A 23,517-nucleotide genomic window follows, 5' to 3' on the forward strand; every position below is an offset into this window, starting at 1 on the left:
GCGCGGTCGGGGCCAACCCGGACGCCGCCCGCACGGCAGGCATCAGCGTCACCCGGACCTTCGTCCTGATCATGGTGTTCTCCGGGATCCTGTCCGGCCTCGGCGGCTCGAACATGGTTCTCGGCTCCACCGCCAGCGCGCTCACTCCGCTGGTGGTCGCGCAGATCGGCTTCGACGGCATCCTGGTGGCGCTGGTCGGCAGGTTGAAGCCGTGGGGCGTACTGCTGGCGGCGCTGCTCTTCGGAGCTCTCCAGGCTGGCGGCAACCGGATGCAGTCGTATTCGGGCATCTCGCTGGAGCTGGTCACCGTGCTCCAAGCGCTGATCGTCATCTTCATCGCCGCGCCCGCCCTGGTGAAGGCGATCTTCCAGCTCCGGGCGGCGCGTGCCGCCCGGTTGCAGACGAGCCTGGCGAAGGGCTGGTAACGCATGTCCACCATGGCTGTCCCCGACGTCGCGGTCGCCGCCGTCGACGAGGGGTTCTGGACCCGTGGCCGCAAGGTCGGGCTCGTACTGCTGGTGCTCGGTCTGCTGTCGGCGGTGCTTTTCGGCGCGCTCGCCACGGACCAGCAGGCCCGGTTCACGCTGAGCGAGAACGCCGCCGGTGCCGCGCTGGAGATCAACGGCACGATCGGCGCGATCCTGTTCGGCATCATCGCGGTCGCCGCCGGCGCGGCGCTACTGGCCGGGGTGCCGAAGCGCTGGTTCCTTCCCGTGCTCGGCGTCGGGCTGGTCGGCTTCGTGCTGTCCTTCCTCTGCTGGCAGGTCTCCGCGGCGCCGACGGGCCAGAACTTCATGCCGCTGGTCAACATCGTGCGGGGCACGTTCATCCTGGCGCTGCCGCTCATCTTCGGCGCGCTCGCGGGGGTGCTCTGCGAGCGTTCCGGCGTGGTCAACGTGGCCATCGAGGGGCAGCTGCTGATGGGCGCGTTCAGCGGCGCGCTGTTCGGGAGCCTCTCGGGCAACGTCTGGGTGGGCCTCGTCGCGGCGGCCCTCGGCGGCGCTTTCATCTCGCTGCTGCTGGCGATCTTCTCGATCCGCTACCTGGTCGACCAGACGGTCATGGGAATCGTGCTGAACCTGCTCGCGGTCGGCGTCACCGGCTTCCTCTACGAGCGGCTGATGCAGACCGACGCGGAGAAGTACAACAGCGCTCCGCGGTTCAGCAACTGGGAGATTCCGCTACTCAAGGACATCCCGGTGCTGGGGCCGGCACTGTTCCGCAGCAACATCTTCCTCTACCTGGGCCTGCTCCTGGTGCTGGTGATCCACATCGGGCTCTTCCGCACCCGGTGGGGTCTGCGCACCAGGTCGGTCGGCGAACACCCGATCGCCGCCGACACGCTCGGCGTCAAGGTGCTGCGGGTGCGTTACCGCAACGTCCTGCTGGCGGGCGTGGTCGCGGGCATCGGCGGCGCGTCCTACACCCTGGCGCTCTACTCGTTCACCAAGAACATGATCGGCGGCAAGGGCTTCATCGCGCTGGCCGCGCTGATCTTCGGCCGGTGGAACCCGACCGGAGCGCTGCTCGCCGCGCTCTTCTTCGGCTTCGCCGACCAGCTCGCCACCTACCTGGGCGCGATCAACAGCTCGATCCCCAGTCAGTTCCTGGCGATGCTGCCCTACCTGGCGACGATCCTCGCGGTCGCCGGCCTGGTCGGCCGGGTCCGCGCACCGGCCGCCGACGGCAAGCCGTACATCAAGGGCTGACAGCCCGCCGCCATGACGACCCTTGATCATGTGATGAAGAAGGGGTTCTCCGAGCGTTCCTGACCTACTTCTCATCACGTGATCACCGCGCGCCCTTCCGGGCCCTTGGTAATCGAGGCCGGGAAGGCAGCCCTGCTCGCTTCTGACCTGGGCTGCTTCGGCAGAATGATGGGATGACCGACATTGACTGGGCGCGGCTGCGCGCCGCCGCCACCGAGGCGATGCGGAACGCGTACGCGCCGTACTCGACGTTCCCGGTCGGCGCGGCCGCGCTCGTCGACGACGGACGCGTGGTGGTCGGCTGCAACGTGGAGAACGCCGCGTACGGGGTGACGCTCTGCGCCGAGTGCGGAGTGGTGTCCAGCCTGCACGCCACCGGTGGCGGTCGCCTCGTCGCGCTCTCCTGCGTCGACGCCACAGGTGAGCCGCTGATGCCGTGCGGCCGGTGCCGGCAGTTGCTCTGGGAGAACGGCGGCCCGGAGTGCCTGATCGAGACGAAGACCCGCCCCCTGCGCATGGCGGAGCTGCTGCCACACGCCTTCGGCGTGGAGGACCTGGAGGCGGTGACCGGCGAGACGCCGTTGCCTGTGGTCCCGGAGCGGCTTGCCGCGTGGCGTGGCCGGGGCACGGTCTTCGTGCATCCGGACATGTCGGCGGGGCAGCAGGTCTGGACGGCGTACTGGGAGCGGTCGGCCGGGGACGACGCGGGCGCCGAGACCGGAGTGCTGGAGGAGGCCCCGAGCTGGAACGACCCGGCCGAGGCGATCACCTGGGGTCTGGCCCGGACACCGCGGGTGGTGGTGGTCGACGCGACCGGCACGATCTTCTGGGCCGGCGAGGGGGAGCCGCCATTGGAGATCCCGGTTCGTTGGGGTTGAGCTTGGGGATGGGGCCGACCGACCGTGCCCGGCTCCGGGCGGTCAGGCTTGATCCCTCCGCCGGGCACGGTCGGCCCCATCCCGCGGCGCGTGCGGTCCGTGGGTCGGGATCTGCAATCGACTAGGAAGATCTTCTGATGAGTAGTGGGTTTGCTGCTGTTGACGTTATTCGGGTCAAGCGGGACGGGGGTGTGCTGTCCGACGCGCAGATCGACTGGGTGATGGACGCGTACACCCGGGGAGTCGTCGCCGACGAGCAGATGTCGGCGCTGGCCATGGCGATCCTGCTCAACGGCATGACCGGGCCGGAGATCGCCCGGTGGACCGCCGCGATGATCGCCAGCGGGGAGCGGCTGGACCTCTCGGCGGTACGCCGCCCGACCGTCGACAAGCACTCCACCGGCGGTGTCGGCGACAAGATCACCCTGCCGCTCACGCCGCTGGTGGCCGCGTGCGGCGCCGCCGTTCCGCAGCTCAGCGGGCGCGGCCTCGGGCACACCGGCGGCACGCTGGACAAGCTGGAGTCCATCCCGGGTTGGCGGGCCGCGCTGCGCAACGACGAGTTCATCGCCCAGCTCGGTGACGTCGGCGCGGTGATCTGCGCGGCAGGCGCCGGCCTCGCCCCCGCCGACCGCAAGCTGTACGCGTTGCGCGACGTGACAGGCACCGTGGAGGCGATCCCGCTGATCGCAAGCTCGATCATGAGCAAGAAGATTGCCGAGGGCACCGGCGCGCTGGTCCTCGACGTCAAGGTCGGCTCGGGCGCGTTCATGAAGTCCGTCGACCAGGCCCGCGAGCTGGCCCGCACGATGGTCGAGCTGGGCGGCGCGCACGGCGTGCGGACGGTCGCCCTGCTCACTGACATGTCCACCCCGCTCGGCCTGGCCATCGGCAACGCGGTCGAGGTGACCGAGTCGGTCGAGGTGCTGGCCGGGGGCGGGCCGGCCGACGTGGTGGAGCTGACGCTCGCCCTGGCCCGGGAGATGCTCGACGCCGCCGGCCTGCCGGACGCCGACCCCGAGGCGGCCCTGCGCGACGGCCGGGCGATGGACTCCTGGCGGGCGATGATCCGCGCGCAGGGCGGCGACCCGGACGCGCCGATGCCTACCGCGCCGGAGGTCGAGGTGGTCCGCGCCGAGCAGGACGGGCACGTCGCGGCCGTCGACGCGTACGCCATGGGGGTTGCCGCCTGGCGGCTCGGCGCGGGTCGGGCCCGCAAGGAGGACCCGGTGAGCGTGCCGGCCGGGGTGGTGCTGCACAAGCGGCCGGGCGATCCGGTGCGGGCCGGTGACGCCCTCTACGAGCTGCGCGCCGACGACCCGTCACGGATTCCGGCGGCCCTGGCGGAGGCAAGTCGCGCGGTGCACATTGCACCGATCGCGCCGACCCCGACGCCCCTGGTCATCGAGCGGATCGGCTGACCGGGGCGGGGGTCGGGCCGGCGTGGTGCTCATCACCTGAGAGCGCTATTCTCGCAGGCCAAGGGGGGACCGCCGGCCTTGAGCCGTCGCGAGCAGACAGGAAGTTGCCCCGTGACCGTACCTGCCCCCGACCCGCGCGAGGTGCGCGAGGCGAGCCTGGACGAGCTGTCCCGCCTCGGGCTGCCGCTGCCACCGGCCCAGTTCCCGCTCGTGTGGGAGCCGGGTGACGCGATCGAGCTGCGCCCCCGGGCGGAGATCGAGGCGCGGATCGCCGTGCTGCACCTCATCCTGGCCCGCTGCTTCGGGATGCCCCCGCAGGCGGCGATGAGCTGGCTGCTCGGCTCGCACCTGGTCGAGATGGTCACCCCGCCGGAGTGGCAGTTCGTGATGGGCGGCAAGGGCGACCACCGGTCGTTCGTGCTGCACCACGACGCGCTCTTCGCGCTGGCCTGGGTGCTGGGGCTGAGCAAACAGCTCGATCCCACCCTGGCCGTGGACGAGCGGCTGGTCGAGCGGCTGCCGCACATCGCCGAGGGGGAGACCTTTCCGCAGTGGCAGTCCCGCATCCTCGCCGCGCCGCAGCACCCGGCCGACGCGGCGGCCCTGCTCGATCTGCACTACTGCCTGGACTGGGCCTACCTGGAGACCGAGCGCGGCGGCCGGCGGGCGCCGGGCCTGGTCGACGCGAACGCGATCGGGCAGCGGCGGTGGGCGCTGGAGTGGGCGGTGATCCTGCGCGGGCCGTACCACGACGAGCCACCGGGCTGGGAAGAGGTCGACCTCTCCACCTGAGCCTCAGCGCGGTCGGTAGGCGTCCAGCTGGACCGCCACGCGCACCCGGATCGGCTCGGGCAGCGCGGCCAGCCGTTCGGCGAGGGCGGTCGGGTCGGTGTGCCAGGCGCTCGGGCCCATCCCGACAAGCGTGGCGACCTCCGGCCGGGTCAGGGCCAGCTCCGCGCGGTGCACAGTCGAGCCGACAGGCGTGAAGTGCGCGCCGAGGCTGGTGGCCACCCGGTCGGCCTTGTCCGGGTCCACCCGCAGTAGGCCGAGGGCGTCCACCAGTTCGGTGAGATGGTCGGCGGCGGGCGTCACCACGAGCAGCGTGCCCGCCGGGTCGAGCACCCGGTGGAACTCCGCGCCGTTGCGCGGGGCGAAGACGTTCAGCAGCACTGCGGTTGAGGCGTCCGCGAGGGGCAGTCGCTGCCAGGTGTCGGCGAGCGCGGCGGCGGCCCGAGGATGGGCGCGGGCCGCGCGGCGCAGCGCCGGCTTGGACACGTCCAGGGCCAGACCCACGGCGTCCGGCAGCGCCGCCAGCACCGCGCCGAGGTAGTGGCCGGTGCCGGCGCCGGCATCCACCACCAGGGGGTACGCGTCAAAGCCCGCCACCGCCTGCGCCGCCGCCTCGGCGAGGGCGGCCGAGATGACGTCGTAGTGCCCAGCGGCGAGGAAGTCCGCCCGGGCGGCCACCATCTCGGCGGTGTCACCGACGTGCGGGGCTCGACCGGTGAGCAGGTTGACGTAGCCCTGGCGGGCGACGTCGAAGCTGTGTCGGCGCGGGCAGCGCAGCGCCCCCGTGTCGGTGGCCTGCCCCAGTGGGTCGCCGCAGACCGGGCAGCGCAGCCGGTCGAGGATGCGGGGGTCCACCGTCAGGCCGCCGACTCGTGTGCTGCGCGCATATCAGGCAGCCTAACCAGCCGGCCCGCTGTGGCCGGCCAGGGCCGCTGACTAGGGTCTGAGCATGGTCGCAACTATCCGGTACGAGGACATCGTCAAGGTCCCGAAGGCGCTGCTGCACGACCACCTCGACGGCGGGCTGCGGCCGGCGACGATCGTCGAGCTGGCCGCCGAGGTGGGACACGAACTGCCCACCACCGACCCGGAGGCGCTCGGACGCTGGTTCGTCGAAGCCGCCGACTCCGGGTCGCTGGAGCGGTACCTGGAGACGTTCGCGCACACCGTGGCGGTCATGCAGACTCCGCCGGCGCTGCGCCGGGTGGCGCGCGAGTGCGCGCTGGACCTGGCCGCCGACGGCGTGGTCTACGCCGAGGTGCGTTTCGCTCCCGAACAGCACCTGGAACGGGACCTGAGCCTCGACGAGGTGGTCGAGGCCGTGCTGGCCGGGTTCGCCGAGGGCACCGCCCAGGCAGTCGAGGCCGGCCTGACCATCCGGGTGGGCACCCTGCTCACCGCCATGCGGCACGCGGCGCGCTCGCAGGAGATCGCCGAGCTGGCCGTGCGGCACCGCGACGCCGGGGTGGTCGGCTTCGACATCGCAGGCGCGGAGGCGGGCTTCCCGCCCACCCGTCACCTGGACGCCTTCGAATACCTCCAGCGGGAGAACTTCCACTTCACCATCCACGCCGGTGAGGCGTTCGGTCTGCCGTCGATCTGGCAGGCGATCCAGTGGTGCGGCGCGGACCGGCTCGGCCACGGCGTACGCATCGTTGACGACATCGCCCCCGACGGCGCGCTCGGCCGACTGGCCGCGTACGTGCGGGACAAGCGGATCCCGCTGGAGCTGTGCCCCTCGTCGAACGTGCAGACCGGCGCGGTGGCCTCGATCGCCGACCATCCGATCGGGCTCCTGCGCGACCTGCGGTTCCGGGCCACCGTCAACACCGACAACCGGCTGATGAGCGGCACCTCCATGTCCCGGGAGATGTCGCTGCTGGTGGAGACGTTCGGCTACGGCTGGCGCGAGTTGCAGTGGTTCACCATCAACGCGATGAAGAGCGCCTTCATCCCGTTCGACGAGCGACTGCGGATCATCGACGAGGTGATCAAGCCGGCGTACGCGAAGTTGCTGGCCTGAAGTTCAGCCGTGCGGGTGGCCGGCGAGCAGGCCGGCCACCCGGCGCAGCACCTCCCGGGCTCGGGCGGCCTCGGCGCCCAGCCCGGTCTGCCGGCGCAGCACCGCCGGCTCCGCCCGCAGCAGGGCCACGCCACGCCGGACCAGCACCCGGGGCGCCTTGCGCTGCTCGGCCAGGTCGCGGGCCAGCCGACGCAGGAAGGTCGCCCCGCGCGGGCGGCGCAGCGCGTACGCCCCGGCGAGCAGGCCACGGCTGCGGCACTCCTCGACGATCTCGGCGGCGAAAATCCCTTCGGCCACGAAAAGTGGCGATCCGTCGACATCAAATGGCCGGGTGGCCACCCGTCGATCCGCGCCGATCGCATAAACCGGCACATCGGCACGGCCCTCGCGGGCAAGTCGAGCAATCGTTTCGACGGCGGTCAGAGCGTCCCAGGACAGCGGCGACTCCCAATCGACCTGGCCGTTTCGTCGCGGCAACGTAGGGTCATCGCCGTCTTTGTAGAAGTCGTCCAAACACAGCACCGGCAAGCCGGTTTGCTGCGCTATGTACGACTTTCCGGAGCCTGAGGGGCCGGCGAGCAGGACAACGCGGTGGGGATGTTCCATTACCTTCAGTTACTCCGGCCAGACGGACTGCTATCAAATCGCATCAACATCTCATCACACTCCCGGCCGGTGACAACCTGGGCTTTCTTCTTGTCGACCGGCGTGATGGAATCTCGGGGGTCCGACCCGCCGGGTCGGTCGCTGGGCGTTGCCCGGGGCAACGCGTTCAAGCTGTAATCGCGAGGGCGGTGACGTGAGCAAACGGCCAAAGACGGCGGGCTCCTTCCTGTCGCGGCTGCGCCGGCCGGCCAGCCGGCTCCGGGACATGCCGATCTGGTCCAAGCTCGGTCTCATCATGATCGTGCCGACCATCGCCACGGTCGTCGTGGGCACCAGTGGTCTCGTCGACCACCTGGAGACGCTCAACAATGCCAACCGAGCCGGCGACCTGGCCAACCTGTCGAGCTACTCGGGCAACCTGGTCGACACGCTGCAGGACGAGCGGACCACCGCCGTACTGCTGCTGCAGGCGACCGGGACGCAGCCGAAGGCGCAGTACCAGGAGGCCTACAACCGGGTGAACTCCCGGGTGGACCAGGAGACGGGCCCCTACCGGCAGCAGCGCAGCGACGTCGAGGACCTGCCGGGCAGCCTCGAGACCCTGCTCGACAGCATCGACCAGAACCTGCAGGAGCTGCCGGGCGTCCGCAGTCAGGTGTTCAACGGCAAGCTCAAGCTCGCCGAGGCCATCCAGGCGTACGAGGGTCTCATCAACGACCTGCTCGCCATCCGTGACTCGGCCACCCAGCTCGCCGGCAACAACGACCTGAGCGACCGGATGCGCGCCGCCGCGGCGGTCGCCCGCGAGAAGGAGTTCCTCGCCGTCCGTCGAGTCGTCGTCCACCGCGCGCTCGGCGTGCAGGGCGGCAAGCGGCTGACCCCGGCGCTGCGCACCGACTACATCGCCAGCGGCACCGGCCAGCAGCAGGCGCTGCAGAGCTTCAAGGCGGTTGCCAGCCCGGACGAGGCGAAGTTCCACGACCAGACGGTCGCTGGCGGTGACCGCCGCGAGGCGCAGAACTACACCGGCTGGATCGACGGCAACACCACAGGCGACATGCGTAACGCCCCGTTCGGCCCCGACCAGTGGGACGCGGCCATGACGGCCAACGCCAAGCTGATCCGCGCCGTGGAGACGAAGCTCGACGGCGACGTGGTCGCCGAGGCCGACAACCTGCGCTCGGACGTCCAGCGCCAGGTTTTCCTGGAGACCGGCCTGCTGCTCAGCATGCTGCTGCTGGCCATCCTCTTCGCGTACCTGGTCGCCCGCTCGATGGCCCGCTCCCTGCGTGAACTGCGCCAGGGTGCCCTCTCCATCGCCCAGTACGGGCTGCCGCAGGCGGTCGCCCGACTCCGTGACCCGCAGGTCGTCGGGCAGCTGTCGCCCGTGCAGTTGGCCAACCAGATCGCCGAGCCGTTGCCGGTCCGCAGCAAGGACGAGTTCGGCCAGGTGACCGAGGCGTTCAACGCCGTCCACCTGGAAGCCGTCCGGACGGCCGCCGAGCAGGCTGCCCTGCGTGCCTCCGTCGCGACCATGTTCGTCAACCTGGCCCGCCGTTCGCAGATCCTGGTCGACCGCCTCATCGGGCACCTCGACCGGTTGGAGCGCGGCGAGGAGGACCCGGACCGGCTGGCCGAGCTGTTCCAGCTCGACCACCTGGCCACCCGGATGCGCCGCAACGACGAGAACCTGCTCGTCCTCGCGGGTGCCGACTCCACCCGCGTGCAGCGCGAGCCGGCCGCGCTCATCGACGTGCTGCGCGCCGCGCAGTCCGAGGTCGAGCACTACACCCGCATCGAGTTCGGGGTCATCGACAGGGACATCGAGGTCGCCGCGCACGCGGTCAACGACCTGGTGCACCTCGTCGCCGAGCTGTTCGACAACGCCACCGCGTTCTCCCCTCCGGATTCGCAGGTCATGGTCGAGGCCCGCCGGGTCGGTGACCGCGCCTCGCTCTACGTGGAGGACCGCGGCATCGGCATCAGCCGCGAGCAGCTGCACGAGCTGAACGACAAGCTCGCGACGCCGCCGCAGGTGGACGTGGCCGTCTCCCGGATGATGGGCCTGGTCGTGGTCGCCCGCCTGGCGTCGCGGCACGGCGTCCGCGTCGAACTGCGCCCCGGCGCGGACCGCGGCACGGTCGCCGACGTGACCCTGCCCACCTCGGTGCTGGTGCCCCGGGCGCTCTCCGGCCGGGTGCAGCAGCCGCCGGCCCTGCCCGCGGCCGGCCCGCAGCACGGTGGGCCCGCGCCGGTTCTCGGCGCGCTGCCCGCGCTGGGCAACGGCCCCCGCCCCGGCGAGTCCGGCAACCAGGTCACCCTGGGCGGCCGGCCGTTCGACCCGGCGTCGCGCAACGGCGCAGGCACGCCGGCCAACACCGGTGCGTACCGTTCGATGCCCGCCTGGTCGGACCTGACCGGCGCGAGCGCCAGCAACGGGGTCAACGGCGGCGACGGGTTCACGCCCCGAACGGCCAACGGCCAGTCCATCGACCCGCTGCCGCAGCGCCGGGCCGGCGACGAGCCGACGACCACCGGCCAGCAGCCGACCATCCCCCGGCAGTTGCCCAGCAGCCCGGAGGCGCACCCGTATTCCGCGCCGCCGGTCTCGGCGCAGCCGTACTCCGGTGCGCCGGTCTCCGCCTCGCCGGCGTCCGGTCAGCCGTACTCCGGCCAGCCGTACTCCGGTCAGCCGTACTCGGGTGCGCCGTACGGCGGTCCGCCGGTGTCCGCCGCTCCGGCGTCCGGACAGCCGTACGGTGGTCCGCCGGTGTCCGCGTCGCCGGTCTCGGCCTCCCCGGCGTCCGGCCAGCCGTACTCGGCGCCGCCGGCCTCCGGCCAGTCGTTCAGCGGCTTCACGCCCCGGTCCGCCCCGCCCGCCCCGGCGCCCAGCGCCCCGGCACCGCCGGCCTGGCCGCCGGTGCCCGGCGGCGAGCGCGACACGCAGACCCCGCCGGTGCCCGAGCGGCTCGCCGCCGCCCTGGACATGACGACGGAGCTGCCCCGGATACCGCGCCCCGGCGACCAGCCGAGCACCGCGGCCCAGCCGCCGGCGCCCCAGGCTCCGCAGGCCCGAGCCCCGCAGGCCCAGGCCCCGCAGGCCCGAGCCCCGCAGGCCCAGGCGTCGCCGCCGCCGGCGCAGACCCGCCCGGCACCGCAGCAGCCGCAGGCCCAGAACCGCCAGCGGTACGCGGACGAGACCATGGAGCTTCCGATCTTCCGGGAGCTCGAGTCCGCCTGGTTCCGTACCCGCCGTCCGGGTTCGGACGAGGCCGCAGCCGCCGACAAGCCGGCGGCGAACGGCGGTGGCGGTGACGCGACGCAGCAGTTCGCGACGGTCGAGGCCACGGGTCGGGCAGTCCACAAGACATCACCCGGGACGACAGGTAACACGCCGATGGCAGACACTCCGACGGCCGGAGGAGCGCCGCGGGACAACGGGTCGACAGCGAACGGGGGCACACGCCCCGGCCTCGCCGAGAGCCTGCCGAACCGCCGGCCCCAATCGCAGACCAACGGCTGGCAGACCGCCGCCGACGACGGCTGGCGTGCCGCCTCCGCAGCGGCCACCGCCGTGCCGGTGAACGAGACCACCACGACCGGTCTGCCGAAGCGCAAGCCGATGGCGCAGTTGGTGCCGGGGGCGGTGGAGAAGCCCGCCACCTCGGTCCAACGGCGGTCCCCGGAGGCGGTCCGTGGCCTGCTCTCCGCCTACCACCGGGGCGTGCAGCGAGGGCGTAGCACCTCGGACAACCCGACCAGCCCGGAGGCGACTCCGGGAGGGCAGCAATCCTCGCAGTCTGGCTCAGGCTCAGCGGCCGGGAGCGGGCAGAAGGAGCAAGAAGGATGACAACTACGCAGGATCTTGGTTGGCTGCTGGCCAACTTCGCCGACCGGGTGCCCGGTGTCGCACATGCGGTCGCCGTCTCGGCGGACGGCCTGCTTCTCGCGTCGTCACGGGATCTGCCGCGGGACCGGGCCGACCAGCTCGCCGCGATCGCGTCCGGTCTGGTCAGCCTGACCCAGGGGGCAGCCCGCTGCTTCGAGGGAGGCGCGGTGCTTCAGACCGTCGTGGAGATGGACAATGGCTTCCTGTTCCTGATGTCCATCTCGGACGGTTCGTCCTTCGCCGTGCTGGCGGCCCGCAGCTCCGACGTCGGGCAGGTTGGTTACGAGATGGCGCTCCTGGTCGACCGGGTGGGCGACGCCCTGACCCCGCAGCCGCGTGCGGCCGCGGGCATGCTGGGCTGACGCCTCGCCGATCGTGCGGTCGGCGCAACTGAAACGACAAGAACGACGAGTTCCACCGGTGGGAGCCGGTACGGGGTGCGAAGGAGGTGAGCGGCGACATGGCCGATCGTGACGAACCGACCGGAGCGTTGGTCCGTCCATACGCCGTGACCCGTGGTCGAACCCGTCCCCGGCTCGACATCGCCTTGGAGGCGCTCGTCGAGACGACGGTGCGCGGTCGGGCCGCTGCCAATGGCAACGGCGGCGGCCGCGAACACCAGTACATCGCCGCACTGTGTGACGGACGCGTGCAATCGCTCGCCGAGATCGCGGCGCGGATGCAGCTACCGCTCGGTGTGGCCCGGGTGCTCATCGCCGACATGGCGACGGACGGCCTGGTCGCGGTCCACGAGCCGACCATCCTGGACGACTCCGACGACGCGGTGGGCACTGAACTGCTGGAGAGGGTGCTGAGTGGACTTCGCAGGCTCTGACATGTCGCACCGCCCACCGAACCCGAGTGGGCGCGTGACGTCGGCGAAGATCGTTATCGCCGGTGGATTCGGCGTCGGTAAGACGACGCTGGTCGGCTCGGTCTCGGAGATCACGCCGCTGACCACCGAGGCCATCATGATCTCCGCTGGCGTGGGCGTCGACGACACCCGGCAGGTGCCGGGCAAGACGACGACCACGGTGGCCATGGACTTCGGCCGGATCTCGATCGACCGTGACCTGATCCTGTACCTGTTCGGTACGCCGGGTCAGACCCGATTCTGGTTCATGTGGGACGAACTGGTGCGGGGCGCGATCGGCGCGGTCGTGCTGGTGGACACCCGCCGGCTGGCCGACTGCTTCGCGGCGATCGACTTCTTCGAGCACCGGCGGCTGCCGTACCTGGTGGCCATCAACTGCTTCGACGGAATGCAGTACCACGACCCGCAGGACGTCCGGGACGCCTTGGCGATCTCGAGCGACGTGCCGGTGGTGGCCTGCGACGCCCGTAACCGGGAGTCGACGAAGCACGTGCTGATCTCGCTTGTCGAGTACGTGCTCACCATGCGCCGTACGCGCGCCGTCGCCCCGGCCTGATCGGGACGCTCTCGCGCCCGGTGGTGGCCCTGGCCGCCACCGGGCGCTGAATGCTGTCCGACACACGCCCTGGAGATCTTGGAAGGAATCGGCCCCTCCGAGGGCGGTTTCCTTCCAAGATCTCTTGCGTTGGTGCCGGACCGGTAGCCCGTACATGCGCCGTGCCCGTTCTGCTGGCTCCTGAACGCACGTCCGCCCCCAGCCGGTGTACGGCTGAGGGCGGAAGGAACGCGTACGCGAGAGCGACGCTCAGGACTGGTAGCCGGCGGAGCGGTACTCGTACTCGCGGTCGTCGTCGCGGTCCCCGTGGTCGCGGCTGAAGTCCCAGCCACCGGCGGCCTCCCGGCCCGGTCGGCCGCCCACCGCGAACCCGCCGATCTCCTGCCCGCGACGCCAGCCGCGGAAGTAGCCGGTGGTGTTCTCCGCGAGGCTCGCCGCGTCACGCACTATGCGCAACGGGCGCTCCTCGCGCAGCGGGGAACCCGGAACCAGGTTGGCCTGGGGGACGCGCTTCGGCAGCCCGGCGTTGGTCTCGGCGCCCACCGCGGGACGGGCTGCCTGCTCGGCGGCCTGCCACCCGGTGTCGGCAGTGGTCGACCAGTCCAGGTCGGACTCTTCCTCGGTGTGCCCGACGAACCACGCCGACTTGGCCTGCGCGAAGATCAGCAGATCACCGTCGCCCTCGTCGGCCACCGGCGGCGGCCGGTGCTCCATCGGCGGTGGACGGTGCTCCATGGGGGGTGGACGGTGCTCGACCGGCGGAGGCGGCCGGTGCTCGGTGGTCCGCTCGACGCGGGGCGCCTGCCGGTTGTTGCGGGCGGCCTGCTCCCGGTCGACGAGTCGCAGCGGCGGCGTGTCCAGGCGGGGGTCGCCAGGGGGCGGGTTGAGCCCTTCCCGCAGTGCCCGGTCGGCCAGCGGCGGCGGCTCGACCAGCCGCAGCATGGGCGGCTCCTGGGGCAGGTCGTCGGCCAGCCAGGGCGGCGTGACCCGACCGTCGGCCCGGCCCGGATCGGTCGGGGCGTCGACGCGGCCGCCGCCGTACGGGTAGGCGACCGGGTTGTTCGGCGAGCTGTCGGCCGGGTCCTCCGGGTTGTTGACCAGTGGCCAGTTCGCCCGGGAGCCCGGGGGCGCCGACTCCTGACCCGGTCGGGGAGCGGGCACCGGGATGCTGAGGTCGGTGGCGCTGAACCCGCCGGTGGGCGGCTCCTCGACCGATCGCTGCACGTGGCTCTGCCGCTCGCCGTTGGTCTTCGGGCGGGGCGGAATGACCGTACGCTGCCGTTCGGCCCGCGCGTGGTTGATCGCGGCCGTGGTCAGGGTCGGCCGGAACGGCTCGCCCGCCTCGGCCGGCGGCACGGCGCCGCGTTGCGCCGGCGCGATGGGGGTGATCCCCGGAGGCGGGGGCGGCGGCGACGAGACCGGTCGGTTGGTCGGGCCGTCGATCCGGCTCGGGATCGGTTCGGCACGCCCGGGCGGCGCGGACACCGGCGGGCCGGCGACCGCTGCCGGTGCGATCGGCGCGGGCGCGACCGGCGGTGGGGTGACCGGAGCGGGGGCGACCGGTGGCGGCCCGAGCGGTCGCGGCGAGGCCAGCGGGGCGCTGCCCGGTGCCGGCTCGGGCCGGCTGCGTCGGCCGGTGACGGGTGGGGGCTCGGCGGTGACCGGGGTCGGTCGGAGCGACCGCAGGCCGGCGCTGGTGCCGGCGAGGCCGGTCAGGTCGCCTACCGACTCGCCACGACGGGCGGCGGCCCGACGGCCGGGAGCCGGGGCGGGGTTGCTGACCCGCGCGCCAAGCGCGCTGACCAGGGCCTCGCAGCCGGCGTCGCAGGCCCGTACGGAGGCGACGGCCTGCCGGACGGTCTCGGCCACCGCGGAGGTGAGCGCCCGGTTGACGGCGGCGCGGCGCGGCGTCTCCGAGATGGCGACCCGCAGCGCGGTGACCGCCTCGTTGATCTCTGCGGCGTCGGCGACCCCGTCCGCCGCGAGATGCGCGGCGATGGCGTCCGCGGCGACGGACACCTCGCGACCACGGGCGATGGTGCCGCCGAGCATGCCCGGCTCGGGCAGCGCGTCCAGCACGGCCAGCGACACCGGCTCCGCCGGGTCCGGATAGGCACGCAGCGCCGCCGGGTAGAGCTCCCGCAGCACCTCGCGCAGCGCCACGGCGGCGGAGTGCCGGCCGCTGGCCAGGGCGGCGTGTGCGGCGAGCACCTGCTTGTAGCCGGCGAGGTCCCGGGGAGCCGGCAGCGTGACGGCGGAGAGGGCACCGGCCTGCAACGCGCGGGCCAGACCGACGGCCCGGCGTTCGGCCGGGGGCGACTGCATCTCCTCGAGCGAGTCGTCGTCGGCGAACCGCTCGGCGAAGTCGTCCACGGAGTCGTCGTCGGCGATCGCCAGAGGCCGACCCGCCGCGCTCAGCAGCGAGGTGACCGTGTGGTCGTCGCTGTCGGCGGCGATGGCCGCACCGCTCGGCCCGCCTGAGCGTTCCACGAGCAGCGCGACGAGCTGGGCGTAGCCAGCCGCGTCGTCGCCGATCTCGCAGACATGCAGCAGACGGCCTGCGTCGTCGACCACAGCGGACGTCAGCGTCGAACCGGCCGAGGCCGGTCGGTCAGCCGGATCCGCCGAGGCCAGACCGCAGTACACGCGCACGAGCGCCACGGCGTCGTCCTCCTCCCGGGACAGGTCTTCCTACTGCCAGCAACTGATGCTCCCCGGTACGGGTCAGTCGCGCCAGTCCACCACCGCAGAGATCTTGCCGACAATGGTGCGCCAACCCAAACTCGCGGTCTGTGCCCCGATCTTCTTCAGCCGACGCCGGCCCATGAAAGCGCCGATTCCACCGTTGGCGGTGGCCCGCAGCGCCTCGTCCAGGTCGTCGAGGCTGGAGCCGGCGGAGAGCATGTCCAGAACCGCAGGCAGGCGCAACGCGTACGACAGGTCGCGGGCGGCCTCGCCGGCCTCGATCAGCAGGGTCGAATCCCAGCTGTCGTGACCGCCGCGCAGGTTCTCCACGACGAGGTCGAGTTCGTAGGTGTCCTCGTCGAGCGGCGCGATGTCGGCCGGCTCCACCCGTTCGGACAATTCATTCCAGCTGTCCAGTTGGGACAGATCGTTGGGCGCGCCGGAGCGGATGAAACTGACAAGCGACTCAGGGGTCTTGAACAGCAGCAGCTTGCCCCGGTGGCTGAGGAAGACCGGCACCTCCTCGTCGTCCGCCTCGTCGGTGACGTCCTCGGCCTCGGCCTCGTCGTCGGCGGTCGCGTCGGCGTCCGTGGCGCCGTCGCGGCGACGGCGCGACGGCTCGTCCTCGTCGCTGTCGGCGAACTCCTCGGCCAGCTCCTCATCGAGGATGACGACTGTCTCGTCGTCCTCCTCCTCGATCACCTGCCGGCGGGCGAGGAACGGGTCGTCCTGGTCGCGCTCGGTCACGTCGGTCGGGGTCAGCGACCCGGCCGGCCGGTACGCCCGCAGGGTGAAACCGGTGCCGGCGGGCAGGGCGATCTCCACTGGGTCGATCCGCAGCTCGTCCCAGAGCGACCGGTCGGCCGCCGCGCCTGTGGTGTCGTCGGCCTCGTCGGCCTCGTCTGGCTCGGCCGGGCCTGTGGTGTCGTCGAGCTCGGGCTCGTCGGCGTCGGGCCGTTGGGGCGACTGGCGGGCCACGCTGACCTCCGTGTGCTTCGGGTTGCCCACCCGCCGGCGTCTCCGACCGGCGAGTGACTCTGGGCACATACCCTAGTCGGCGGTTCGGGAAGCCCGGAGCCCGCACCCCGGTGACCGGCCGGGCAACGTCTCGGGCCTGCGCGTGCGTGATGGTGGCGAACCGGGCGTTTGACAAGTAGCGTAGCTACACATGAAGGCCCAGGCGCTGCACGGCCACCTCGACGCCCTTCTGCTCGCCGTTCTCGAACAGGGCGCCCAGCACGGCTACGCCATCATCGAATCCCTGCGGGAGCGCAGTGACGGCGGTCTCGACCTGCCCACCGGCACGATCTATCCGGCGTTGCGCAGGCTGGAGCGCGCCGGTCACGTGGCGAGCACCTGGAGCACTGTCAACGGTCGGGAGCGACGGACGTACCAGCTCACCGACTCCGGCCGGCGCGCGCTGGCCGGGGAGCGCGCCGGATGGCAGGAGTTCCGTGTGACGGTCGGCCGGTTCCTCGACCCCGGCAGCCCACCCGTCACCCCCGCCTGAGCCGCCAGCGGCCCACCCCAGGGGCCGGTCAGTGGGCGGTGGCTCGCAGCCAGACGCGCGCGGCGCGGGTCAGCGAGAAGTACGCCCCACCCACCACCACCATGCCGACGATCATCGGCGGCCACGTCAGCGCCGCGTCCCACATGTCGACCGACCAGGTGAAGAGAGCCCCGCCGGCCACGATGCCGACGGCCAGTGTGCCGGTCAGGGCGGTGCCCACCGCGCGCTGCGCCACCGCCAGGCCCGGTCGCGATGATCGAGCGCTCGCCCAGACCACCAGCAGGGCGGTCACGGCCAGCAGCAGCTCGCCGAACCAGATCCAGTCGACCGAGGCGGACAGCAGCCGGTAGAGCGCCGGCGGCTGCGGACCCGCGCTCCAGCTCGACCCGCGCCAGGTCAGGTCGCCGGCCGCCACCAGGACCCCGGCCACGGCCAGCATCCGCAGGGACAGGCCGCGCAGGGCGGCCACCGCCAGCTCTGCCTGCCAGGAGGGCAGCAACTGCGCCGGCGAGCCGAACTCGGCCACCGCCCGGCGCTGCGCCTCCGTGGGTGGCACACCACTCTCGCGGTACGCGTCGACGGCGTCCAGCAGATCGTGCCGTGCCTCGGTGAGCAGGTCGGACTTCAGCCGCGCCGGCCCCTGCAACCGGGACTCCAGCTCGCGCAGGTGCTCCTCGACCAGGAAGCCCTCAGCATGCCGCATGACACCAGACTGCCACGGACGCGAGGCCACCCACGTCGGGGAGAACCCTGGTCCGTCCCCGAAGCGGGTCAGGGAGCGAGGGCCAGGTACCCGCGCTCGGCCGCCACCTGCAGAGACCACTGGTCCCGGTACCAACCGGGGGTGGCGACCAACTCAGCGTGCCGGCCGCGCTGGACCACCCGACCGCCGTCGAGGACGACGATCTCGTCCAGGCCGGCCAGCCCGCTGAGCCGGTGACTGATCAGCAGGACCGAGTGCCCGGCGGGGGTGGCCGCGAGGGCGGAGGCGAGCACCGCGTCGGCGGCGGCCGGGTCCAGCCCTTCGGTGGGCTCGTCGAGGACCAGCACCGGTGGCGCGGCGAGCAGGGCGCGGGCGAGCGCGAGTCGTTGCCGCTGGCCGCCGGAGAGCTGGCCGCCCTCCTCGCCGACCACTGTGTCCCAGCCGGCCGGCTGGGCGCGTAGCCAGTCCCGCAGGCCGGCTGCCGTCATCGCCCCGGTCAACTCGTCCTCGCTGGCCCCGGCCCGCCCGAGCAGCAGGTTCTCCCGGACGGTGGCATGGAAGACGTACGCCTCGGCGAGCAGCCCGCCGACGCTGCGGGGCAGCTCCTCCTCCGCGTACGAGGACAGGTCGCGGTCGGCGAGCGTGACGTGGCCGGAGGTCTGTCGGACCGCCCCGGTCAGCACGGCCGCCAGGGTGCTCTTGCCGGCGCCGCTCGGGCCGACGACGGCGATGCGCCGGCCGGCGGGCAGGTCCAGGCTCACCCGGTCCAGCGCGGGTGCGGCACCGGCCCGGTAGCGCACGCTCACCTCGACGAAGCGCAGGTCGTGCGGGTCGGCCGGGTCGGTCGCCGGGGGCGTGGGCGTGGGCGGGGGAGTGGGCGTGTCGGCGTCGAGGAGGGCGGCGACACGGGCCAGGCCGGGCCGCAGCTGGGCCCACTGCCGGGCGGCCGAGACCACTGCCAGCGCCACCTCCACGGCGGCCAGGGTGCCGACCGCCAGCACGCCGACCAGGACGCCCGGCACGTCGGCGGCCAGCGCGACAAGCACCACGGCGGCGGCGGTCAGCCCGGCGACCACCACGCCGGCCGCGTCCACCGCGAAGCCGGTGGCCGCCAGCCGGCGTTCGAGTCGGGCCAGTCGGGCGGCCCGCTGCTCGGCGGCGTGCAGCGCGGCGTCTGTCGCCCCGAACGCGGCGAGGTCGGCGGCGCCGTGGGTGAGGTCGATGGCGTCGGTGGCCAGCGCGCCGCGCAGTGGGGCCACCTCGGCCGCGCTGCGCCGGGTGACCACCGTGGCCAGGGTGGGCAGCGCCACCGCGGCGACCACCAGCCCGAGGGCGAGCACACCGGCCGCCGGTGGCGAGATCAGCGCCGCACCGGCCACCGCGAGCACCCCGACCAGGGCCGCCGCCGAGGCGGGCACCAGCACCCGCAGCAGCAGATCCTGGACCGCCTCGACGTCGGAGACCAGCCGGCTCAGGACGTCCCCCGAGCGGTGTTGTGCGTCGCGGCGGGCCGTGAGGGTGGCGAAGACCTTGGCCCGCACGTCGGTGATCATCCGGAGGACCGCGTCGTGCCCGGCGAGCCGCTCGGTGTAGCGGAACACGCCCCGGCTGATCGCCAGCGCCCGGACCGCGACGATCGCGACGGTGAGCCGGTCCAGCGGAGGCTGCCCGGCGGCACTCATCAGCAGCCACGTCGCGGTGGCCATCAGGGCGAGCCCGGCGAACTCGGTGGCTGCGGCGAGCAGCCCGGCGCCGACGAGCCGACCCAGGTACGGGCGGGCCAGCCGCAGCACCGCGCGCTCGACGGCGGCCCTCCCTGCCGCTGTCACGCCGGCCACCGCCTCCGGCCCGTGGTCCGCGCTCAAGGGGCTGCCTTTCCGGTCGGTTCGGGCGTCAGCTCGGTGACCCGGCCGTCCTCGATGCGCAGGACCCGGTCGGCGTCGGCCAGCAGCGCCGGCCGGTGCGCCACCAGCAGCGCCGTCCGCCCGGCGACAAGCCGGCGGGTGGCGTCGAGCACCACCGCCTCGGCGGCCGTGTCGAGCCGCGCCGTGGGCTCGTCGAGCAGCACCACAGGGGCGTCGCGCAGGAACGCCCGGGCCAGTGCGACGCGCTGCCGCTGGCCGCTGGACAGGCCGTGCCCGCGCTCGCCGAGCAGCGTGGTCAGCCCGTCGGGCAGGCCGGCCACCACGTCGTCGAGGGCCGCGTCGCGGACCGCGGCGGCGAGCGCCTCGGGCGGGGTGTCCGGCGCGCCGAGCCGGATGTTGTCGGCGAGCGAGGCGGCGAAGAGGTGAGCGCGCTGCGGCACCCAGGCGAGCTGCCGACGCCAGGCGTCCGGGTCGGCGGTGGCGAGGTCGACGCCGTCCACGGTGATCCGGCCGCTGGTCGGGGTCACGAAGCCGAGCAGCAGACCGAGCAGCGTGCTCTTGCCGGCGCCGCTGGGCCCGATGACGGCGATCCGCTCGCCGGGTCGGACGGTCAGGGTCACGTCGCGCAGCGCGGTGGTCCGCTCGTACGCCACGGTCACGGCCTCGAACCGGATCTCACCGCGACCGTCCGGGATGGCCGCGCCCTCGGCGGCGCGCTGGGTGGCGGGCGCGGCCGAGACGGTGAGCGCCTCGTCCAGCGCGGTGAGCCCCTCCATGCTGGCGTGGAAGCGGCTGCCCGCGGCCCGCAGCGGCAGGTACGCCTCGGGGGTGAGCAGCAGCACCAGCAGCGCGGTGTGCAGTGCCAGCCCGCCGCCGAGCAGCCGGATGCCGACCGGCACCGCGACCAGAGCCACCGAAAGGGTGGCGACCAGCTCCAGCACCAGCGCGGAGAGGAACGCGATCCGCAGCGTCTTCATGGTGGCGACCCGGTGCCCGTCGGCCATCCGGCGGACCACCTCGGTCTGCGCCCGCGCCCGGCCGAACGCCCGCAGGGTGGGCAGCCCGGCGACCATGTCCAGGAAGTGCCCGCCCAGCAGGGAGAGCCGACGCCACTGCCGCTCGGTGGCGGCCTGTGCCTGCCAGCCGAGCAGCGCGCCGAAGACCGGGATCAGCGGCAGCGTCAACGCGATGATCAGCGCGGAGCTCCAGTCGGCGACGACGATGCGGGCCAGCACGGCCACCGGCACCGTCACGCTGAGCACCAGCTGCGGCAGGTACCCGGTGAAGTAGGCGTCCAGCGCGTCGAGCCCGCGCCCGGCCAGGGTGGCCAGCTCGCCGGCCCGCTGCCCCGCCACCCAGCCCGGCCCGTGCCGTCCCACCGCGCCGAGCAGGTCGGCCCGCAGCGTGGCCTTGACCGTGGCGGCGACCCGCGCCGAGACCGTGCCCTGTGCCCAGACCAGCGCCGACCGGGCGGCGACCGCGACCACGAAACCCGCAAGCGCCGCCCGGTTCAGCCGCCCGTCGAAGGCGGTGGCGAGCACCGCCGCCAGCGCGGTGGCCTGCGCGACGATCAACGCGGCGGCGAGCACGCCGAGGAGCGCGAGCACGGCAAGATCGCGCCGGGCCGCGGGGACCCGACGCAGCAGACGCGGGTCGAAGGGACGGCGGTTCACCAGTACACCGGTGCCCTGCCGTCGGTCCGTCCCCGGAAAACCCACCAGCACATCGCCTGGAAGCCTAGTAGGGCCGGCAGCAGCGGCAGCGCCACCCAGCCAAGCAGCCGCAGCGTCGGCGCGCTGGCGGCGGCGTCGGTCACCGTCAGCGAGGCGCCCGGGTCGGTCGTGGACACCAGCACGTAGGGCCAGAGGGCCGCGCCGACAAGCGCCACCGGCAGCGCCAGGGCCGCGCCGGTGGCGATCAGGGCCCACCCAGGCCGCTGCCGCGCCAGCGCCACGCGGGCCGTCAGCAGCGCCGCGACCAGCAACACCGGCAGGAGTACGCCCACCGCCGGTCGCTGCACCGCGTCGCGTACCCGGGAGGAGAGCAGGCCCACGACGGTGGCCACGGCGACCGCGCAGAGCGCCACCGGCACCAGCCGGCGGGCCGTGCGGCCGGCCACGGCGGCGGCGTCGGCCGGCAGTCGCAGCGTGAGGAAGGTCGCACCGTGCACCGCGACCAGGGCGACCATGGTCAGCCCGACGATCGCCGCGAACGGGGTGGCCAGGTGCGACACGCCGGCGACGTGCCCGTCGGCCTGGCGGGGCACGCCCTGCAACAGCGCGGCCAGCACCGCGCCCCAGCCGAGCGCGGCGAGCGCGCTGCCGACCACGATGACCCGGTCCCAGCGGGCGCGGACCCGCTCCTCGCTCGGCCGGCTGCGCAGTTGCACACCGGCGGTGACCAGGATGACGCCGACCAGCGCGCCGGCGACCGCCGGGTAGCAGCCGGCGAGCAGTTCGCCCTCCAGCACCGGGAAGGCGCCGAACAGGATGCCGACGGCGGCGACCAGCCAGACCTCGTTGCCGAGGAAGAACGGGCCGAGGGCGGTGAGCGCGGCCCGTCGCCCGGCCGGAGCGCCGCCCCGGGCGAGCAGCAGCCCGACGCCGTAGTCGTAGCCGGCGAGCACGAGGTAGCTCGCGAAGAAGAGACCGAGCAGGGCGTACCAGGCGAGGTCCACGGTGAGTCTCCTTCAGTCGCTCAGGCGAGGACGGGTTCGGGGTGGGCCGGTTCGTCGGCCGGTGGGCGGCCGAGAGCCGGGTCGGCCGCGCCGCGTCCCGCGTGCCGGGCCAGCAGCACCCAGTTGGTGACGGCGAGGGTGCCCAGCAGCAGGCTGAAGCCGATCAGCGAGGCGAGCATCACCGGCGCGCCGACGGGGGAGACCGCCTGGTCGGTGGGGAGCAGCCCGTACGCCACCCAGGGTTGGCGGCCCACCTCCCGGGCGATCCAGCCGAGGATCACCGCGACGAACGGCAACGGCACGCCGAGCAGGACGAGCCAGAGCGGAAAGCGCAGCCGGATGATCCAGTCTCGGAAGAGCAGGGGCAGCAGCAGCCAGACGCAGCCGAGGGTGAAGCCGATGAGGATCATGAAGCCCAGCCCGACGCTGGACAGGACCGGCGGGGTGTAGTCGCCGGGGCCGAACCGGGTGCTCCACTCGGCGATCAGCGCCTGCGCCTCCGGGCTGTCCCCGCCGAACTTGGTCGGCTGTACCGAGCCGACCGGGCCGAACTGGGCGAAGCCGAAACCCTGCACCATCGTGATCGCCAACGCCGCCGTGACCAGGCCGATCCGCAGTGACGTGCGGAAGAGCGCGAAGTCGGGCGTACGCCGGATCAGGTGCCAGGCGCTGACGGCGGCCATCAGCATCCCGCCGACCAGCAGCCCGGCCGAGACCACGTGCCCGAACGCCATGCCGAGGCTGGGGTTGGTGAGCAGCGCGCCGAAGTCGGTGAGGTGGGCGATCCCGTCGCGGACCTCGTACCCGACCGGGTGTTGCAGCCAGGAGTTCGCCACCATGATCCAGAAGGCCGAGGCGTACGCGGTGAGCGCCACCCCCCACAGCAGTGCGAGGTGAACGCCCTTGCGGAGCCGGTGCCAACCGAAGATCCACATTCCGAGGAACGTGGACTCCAGGAAGAACGCCACGAGCGTCTCGATCGCCAGCGGCGCGCCGAAGACGTTGCCGACGTAGCGCGACAGGCCGCTCCAGTTCAGCCCGAACTGGAACTCCATCACGATGCCCGTGGCGATGCCGAGCACGTAGTTGATCACGTAGAGCTGGCCCCAGAACCGGGTCAGCCGCTCCCACTTCGGGTTGCCGGTGAGCACCCAGGCGGTCTGCATCCCGACCAGCAGGGTGACCAGCCCGAGCGTGACGACCACGAACAGGAAGTGGATCGACGTGGTGGTGGCGAACTGCAGGCGGGCGAGGAGCAGCGTGTCCATGGCCGGCTCTCCCTAGATGTTGTCTCCCTTGTCGTAGCAACCCTACACGTAGCTTGCCTACATA

The 23,517-nt window shown here is 73.0% G+C and carries 19 protein-coding genes and 1 pseudogene; 11 read left to right on the forward strand and 9 right to left on the reverse strand.

What is annotated here, in order from left to right; translation table 11 throughout:
* The 5 genes and pseudogenes from AB0K10_RS00110 to AB0K10_RS00130 form a co-directional block, all read left to right on the forward strand.
* A pseudogene (locus tag AB0K10_RS00110) lies at window positions 1-425 on the forward strand (ABC transporter permease); the annotation flags it as partial.
* Between the two features lie 3 nt (window positions 426-428).
* Entirely contained in the window at window positions 429-1,709 is a 1,281-nt protein-coding gene (locus tag AB0K10_RS00115) for an ABC transporter permease (RefSeq protein ID WP_363678340.1), read from the forward strand.
* A gap of 173 nt (window positions 1,710-1,882) precedes the next feature.
* A complete protein-coding gene (locus tag AB0K10_RS00120) occupies window positions 1,883-2,587 on the forward strand; it encodes a cytidine deaminase (protein ID WP_363678342.1) in 705 nt (234 codons plus the stop codon).
* A gap of 137 nt (window positions 2,588-2,724) precedes the next feature.
* Window positions 2,725-4,008 (forward strand): thymidine phosphorylase, encoded by a 1,284-nt coding sequence (locus AB0K10_RS00125; protein WP_363678344.1) that lies wholly within the window; start codon window positions 2,725-2,727, stop codon window positions 4,006-4,008.
* A gap of 111 nt (window positions 4,009-4,119) precedes the next feature.
* Window positions 4,120-4,800, forward strand: coding sequence for a DUF4272 domain-containing protein (locus AB0K10_RS00130; protein ID WP_363678346.1), 681 nt, complete (start codon window positions 4,120-4,122; stop codon window positions 4,798-4,800).
* Window positions 4,801-4,803: 3 nt separating this feature from the next.
* On the opposite strand, the gene AB0K10_RS00135 is transcribed toward AB0K10_RS00130, so the two are convergent.
* On the reverse strand, window positions 4,804-5,652 hold the full coding sequence (locus AB0K10_RS00135; RefSeq protein ID WP_363678348.1) for a putative RNA methyltransferase: 849 nt from the start codon (window positions 5,650-5,652) through the stop codon (window positions 4,804-4,806).
* 94 nt (window positions 5,653-5,746) lie between these two features.
* Here AB0K10_RS00135 and AB0K10_RS00140 point away from each other — a divergent pair, with 94 nt between their 5' ends.
* Window positions 5,747-6,820: an adenosine deaminase gene (locus tag AB0K10_RS00140; protein WP_363678350.1), complete on the forward strand. Its 1,074-nt coding sequence runs from the start codon at window positions 5,747-5,749 to the stop codon at window positions 6,818-6,820.
* Window positions 6,821-6,823: 3 nt separating this feature from the next.
* On the opposite strand, the gene AB0K10_RS00145 is transcribed toward AB0K10_RS00140, so the two are convergent.
* Entirely contained in the window at window positions 6,824-7,117 is a 294-nt protein-coding gene (locus AB0K10_RS00145; RefSeq protein ID WP_363678352.1) for a hypothetical protein, read from the reverse strand.
* A 502-nt stretch (window positions 7,118-7,619) separates the two neighbouring features.
* Between AB0K10_RS00145 and AB0K10_RS00150 the strand changes: the two genes are divergently transcribed.
* The 4 genes from AB0K10_RS00150 to AB0K10_RS00165 all read left to right on the forward strand — a co-directional run bounded on the left by AB0K10_RS00150 (window position 7,620) and on the right by AB0K10_RS00165 (window position 12,745).
* Window positions 7,620-11,276: a nitrate- and nitrite sensing domain-containing protein gene (locus AB0K10_RS00150; RefSeq protein WP_363678354.1), complete on the forward strand. Its 3,657-nt coding sequence runs from the start codon at window positions 7,620-7,622 to the stop codon at window positions 11,274-11,276.
* On the forward strand, window positions 11,273-11,677 hold the full coding sequence (locus AB0K10_RS00155; RefSeq protein ID WP_007455462.1) for a roadblock/LC7 domain-containing protein: 405 nt from the start codon (window positions 11,273-11,275) through the stop codon (window positions 11,675-11,677). Before AB0K10_RS00150 ends, AB0K10_RS00155 begins: the two co-directional genes overlap by 4 nt.
* A 98-nt stretch (window positions 11,678-11,775) precedes the next feature.
* Complete coding sequence (locus tag AB0K10_RS00160) at window positions 11,776-12,150, forward strand: DUF742 domain-containing protein (RefSeq protein WP_354817333.1); 375 nt, start codon at window positions 11,776-11,778, stop codon at window positions 12,148-12,150.
* A gap of 1 nt (window position 12,151) precedes the next feature.
* Entirely contained in the window at window positions 12,152-12,745 is a 594-nt protein-coding gene (locus tag AB0K10_RS00165) for an ATP/GTP-binding protein (RefSeq protein ID WP_357418005.1), read from the forward strand.
* A 249-nt stretch (window positions 12,746-12,994) separates the two neighbouring features.
* On the opposite strand, the gene AB0K10_RS00170 is transcribed toward AB0K10_RS00165, so the two are convergent.
* Both AB0K10_RS00170 and AB0K10_RS00175 read right to left on the reverse strand, forming a co-directional pair.
* The gene (locus AB0K10_RS00170) at window positions 12,995-15,430 is read right to left on the reverse strand and encodes a transposase (protein WP_363679528.1); all 2,436 of its coding nucleotides are present in this window, start codon (window positions 15,428-15,430) and stop codon (window positions 12,995-12,997) included.
* Between the two features lie 39 nt (window positions 15,431-15,469).
* Window positions 15,470-16,438 carry a DNA primase gene (locus AB0K10_RS00175; protein WP_363678357.1) on the reverse strand — a complete coding sequence of 323 codons (969 nt, stop codon included), beginning with the start codon at window positions 16,436-16,438 and terminating at the stop codon, window positions 15,470-15,472.
* A 160-nt stretch (window positions 16,439-16,598) separates the two neighbouring features.
* On the opposite strand from AB0K10_RS00175, the gene AB0K10_RS00180 reads away from it, so the two are divergent.
* Window positions 16,599-16,940, forward strand: coding sequence for a helix-turn-helix transcriptional regulator (locus tag AB0K10_RS00180; protein ID WP_363678359.1), 342 nt, complete (start codon window positions 16,599-16,601; stop codon window positions 16,938-16,940).
* A 28-nt stretch (window positions 16,941-16,968) separates the two neighbouring features.
* On the opposite strand, the gene AB0K10_RS00185 is transcribed toward AB0K10_RS00180, so the two are convergent.
* The 5 genes from AB0K10_RS00185 to AB0K10_RS00205 form a co-directional block, all read right to left on the reverse strand.
* Entirely contained in the window at window positions 16,969-17,643 is a 675-nt protein-coding gene (locus AB0K10_RS00185) for a permease prefix domain 1-containing protein (protein ID WP_363678361.1), read from the reverse strand.
* Window positions 17,644-17,711: 68 nt separating this feature from the next.
* The gene (gene cydC, locus AB0K10_RS00190; RefSeq protein WP_363679530.1) at window positions 17,712-19,481 is read right to left on the reverse strand and encodes a thiol reductant ABC exporter subunit CydC; all 1,770 of its coding nucleotides are present in this window, start codon (window positions 19,479-19,481) and stop codon (window positions 17,712-17,714) included.
* A 23-nt stretch (window positions 19,482-19,504) separates the two neighbouring features.
* A complete protein-coding gene (cydD, locus tag AB0K10_RS00195) occupies window positions 19,505-21,181 on the reverse strand; it encodes a thiol reductant ABC exporter subunit CydD (RefSeq protein WP_363678363.1) in 1,677 nt (558 codons plus the stop codon).
* On the reverse strand, window positions 21,178-22,185 hold the full coding sequence (locus tag AB0K10_RS00200; protein WP_363678365.1) for a cytochrome d ubiquinol oxidase subunit II: 1,008 nt from the start codon (window positions 22,183-22,185) through the stop codon (window positions 21,178-21,180). Before AB0K10_RS00200 ends, cydD begins: the two co-directional genes overlap by 4 nt.
* A gap of 20 nt (window positions 22,186-22,205) precedes the next feature.
* Window positions 22,206-23,453, reverse strand: coding sequence for a cytochrome ubiquinol oxidase subunit I (locus AB0K10_RS00205; RefSeq protein ID WP_363678367.1), 1,248 nt, complete (start codon window positions 23,451-23,453; stop codon window positions 22,206-22,208).
* Between the last annotated feature and the right edge of the window lie 64 nt (window positions 23,454-23,517).

The organism is Micromonospora sp. NPDC049274, from assembly GCF_040678875.1.
Classification (GTDB): domain Bacteria; phylum Actinomycetota; class Actinomycetes; order Mycobacteriales; family Micromonosporaceae; genus Micromonospora.

Coding starts and splice junctions, on each gene's coding strand:
- AB0K10_RS00205 (WP_363678367.1), bottom strand. CDS start 23,453: ATGGACACGCTGCTCCTCGCCCGCCTGCAGTTCGCCACCACCACGTCG.
- AB0K10_RS00140 (WP_363678350.1), top strand. CDS start 5,747: ATGGTCGCAACTATCCGGTACGAGGACATCGTCAAGGTCCCGAAGGCG.
- AB0K10_RS00165 (WP_357418005.1), top strand. CDS start 12,152: ATGTCGCACCGCCCACCGAACCCGAGTGGGCGCGTGACGTCGGCGAAG.
- AB0K10_RS00155 (WP_007455462.1), top strand. CDS start 11,273: ATGACAACTACGCAGGATCTTGGTTGGCTGCTGGCCAACTTCGCCGAC.
- AB0K10_RS00115 (WP_363678340.1), top strand. CDS start 429: ATGTCCACCATGGCTGTCCCCGACGTCGCGGTCGCCGCCGTCGACGAG.
- AB0K10_RS00125 (WP_363678344.1), top strand. CDS start 2,725: ATGAGTAGTGGGTTTGCTGCTGTTGACGTTATTCGGGTCAAGCGGGAC.
- AB0K10_RS00120 (WP_363678342.1), top strand. CDS start 1,883: ATGACCGACATTGACTGGGCGCGGCTGCGCGCCGCCGCCACCGAGGCG.
- AB0K10_RS00180 (WP_363678359.1), top strand. CDS start 16,599: ATGAAGGCCCAGGCGCTGCACGGCCACCTCGACGCCCTTCTGCTCGCC.
- AB0K10_RS00185 (WP_363678361.1), bottom strand. CDS start 17,643: ATGCGGCATGCTGAGGGCTTCCTGGTCGAGGAGCACCTGCGCGAGCTG.
- AB0K10_RS00160 (WP_354817333.1), top strand. CDS start 11,776: ATGGCCGATCGTGACGAACCGACCGGAGCGTTGGTCCGTCCATACGCC.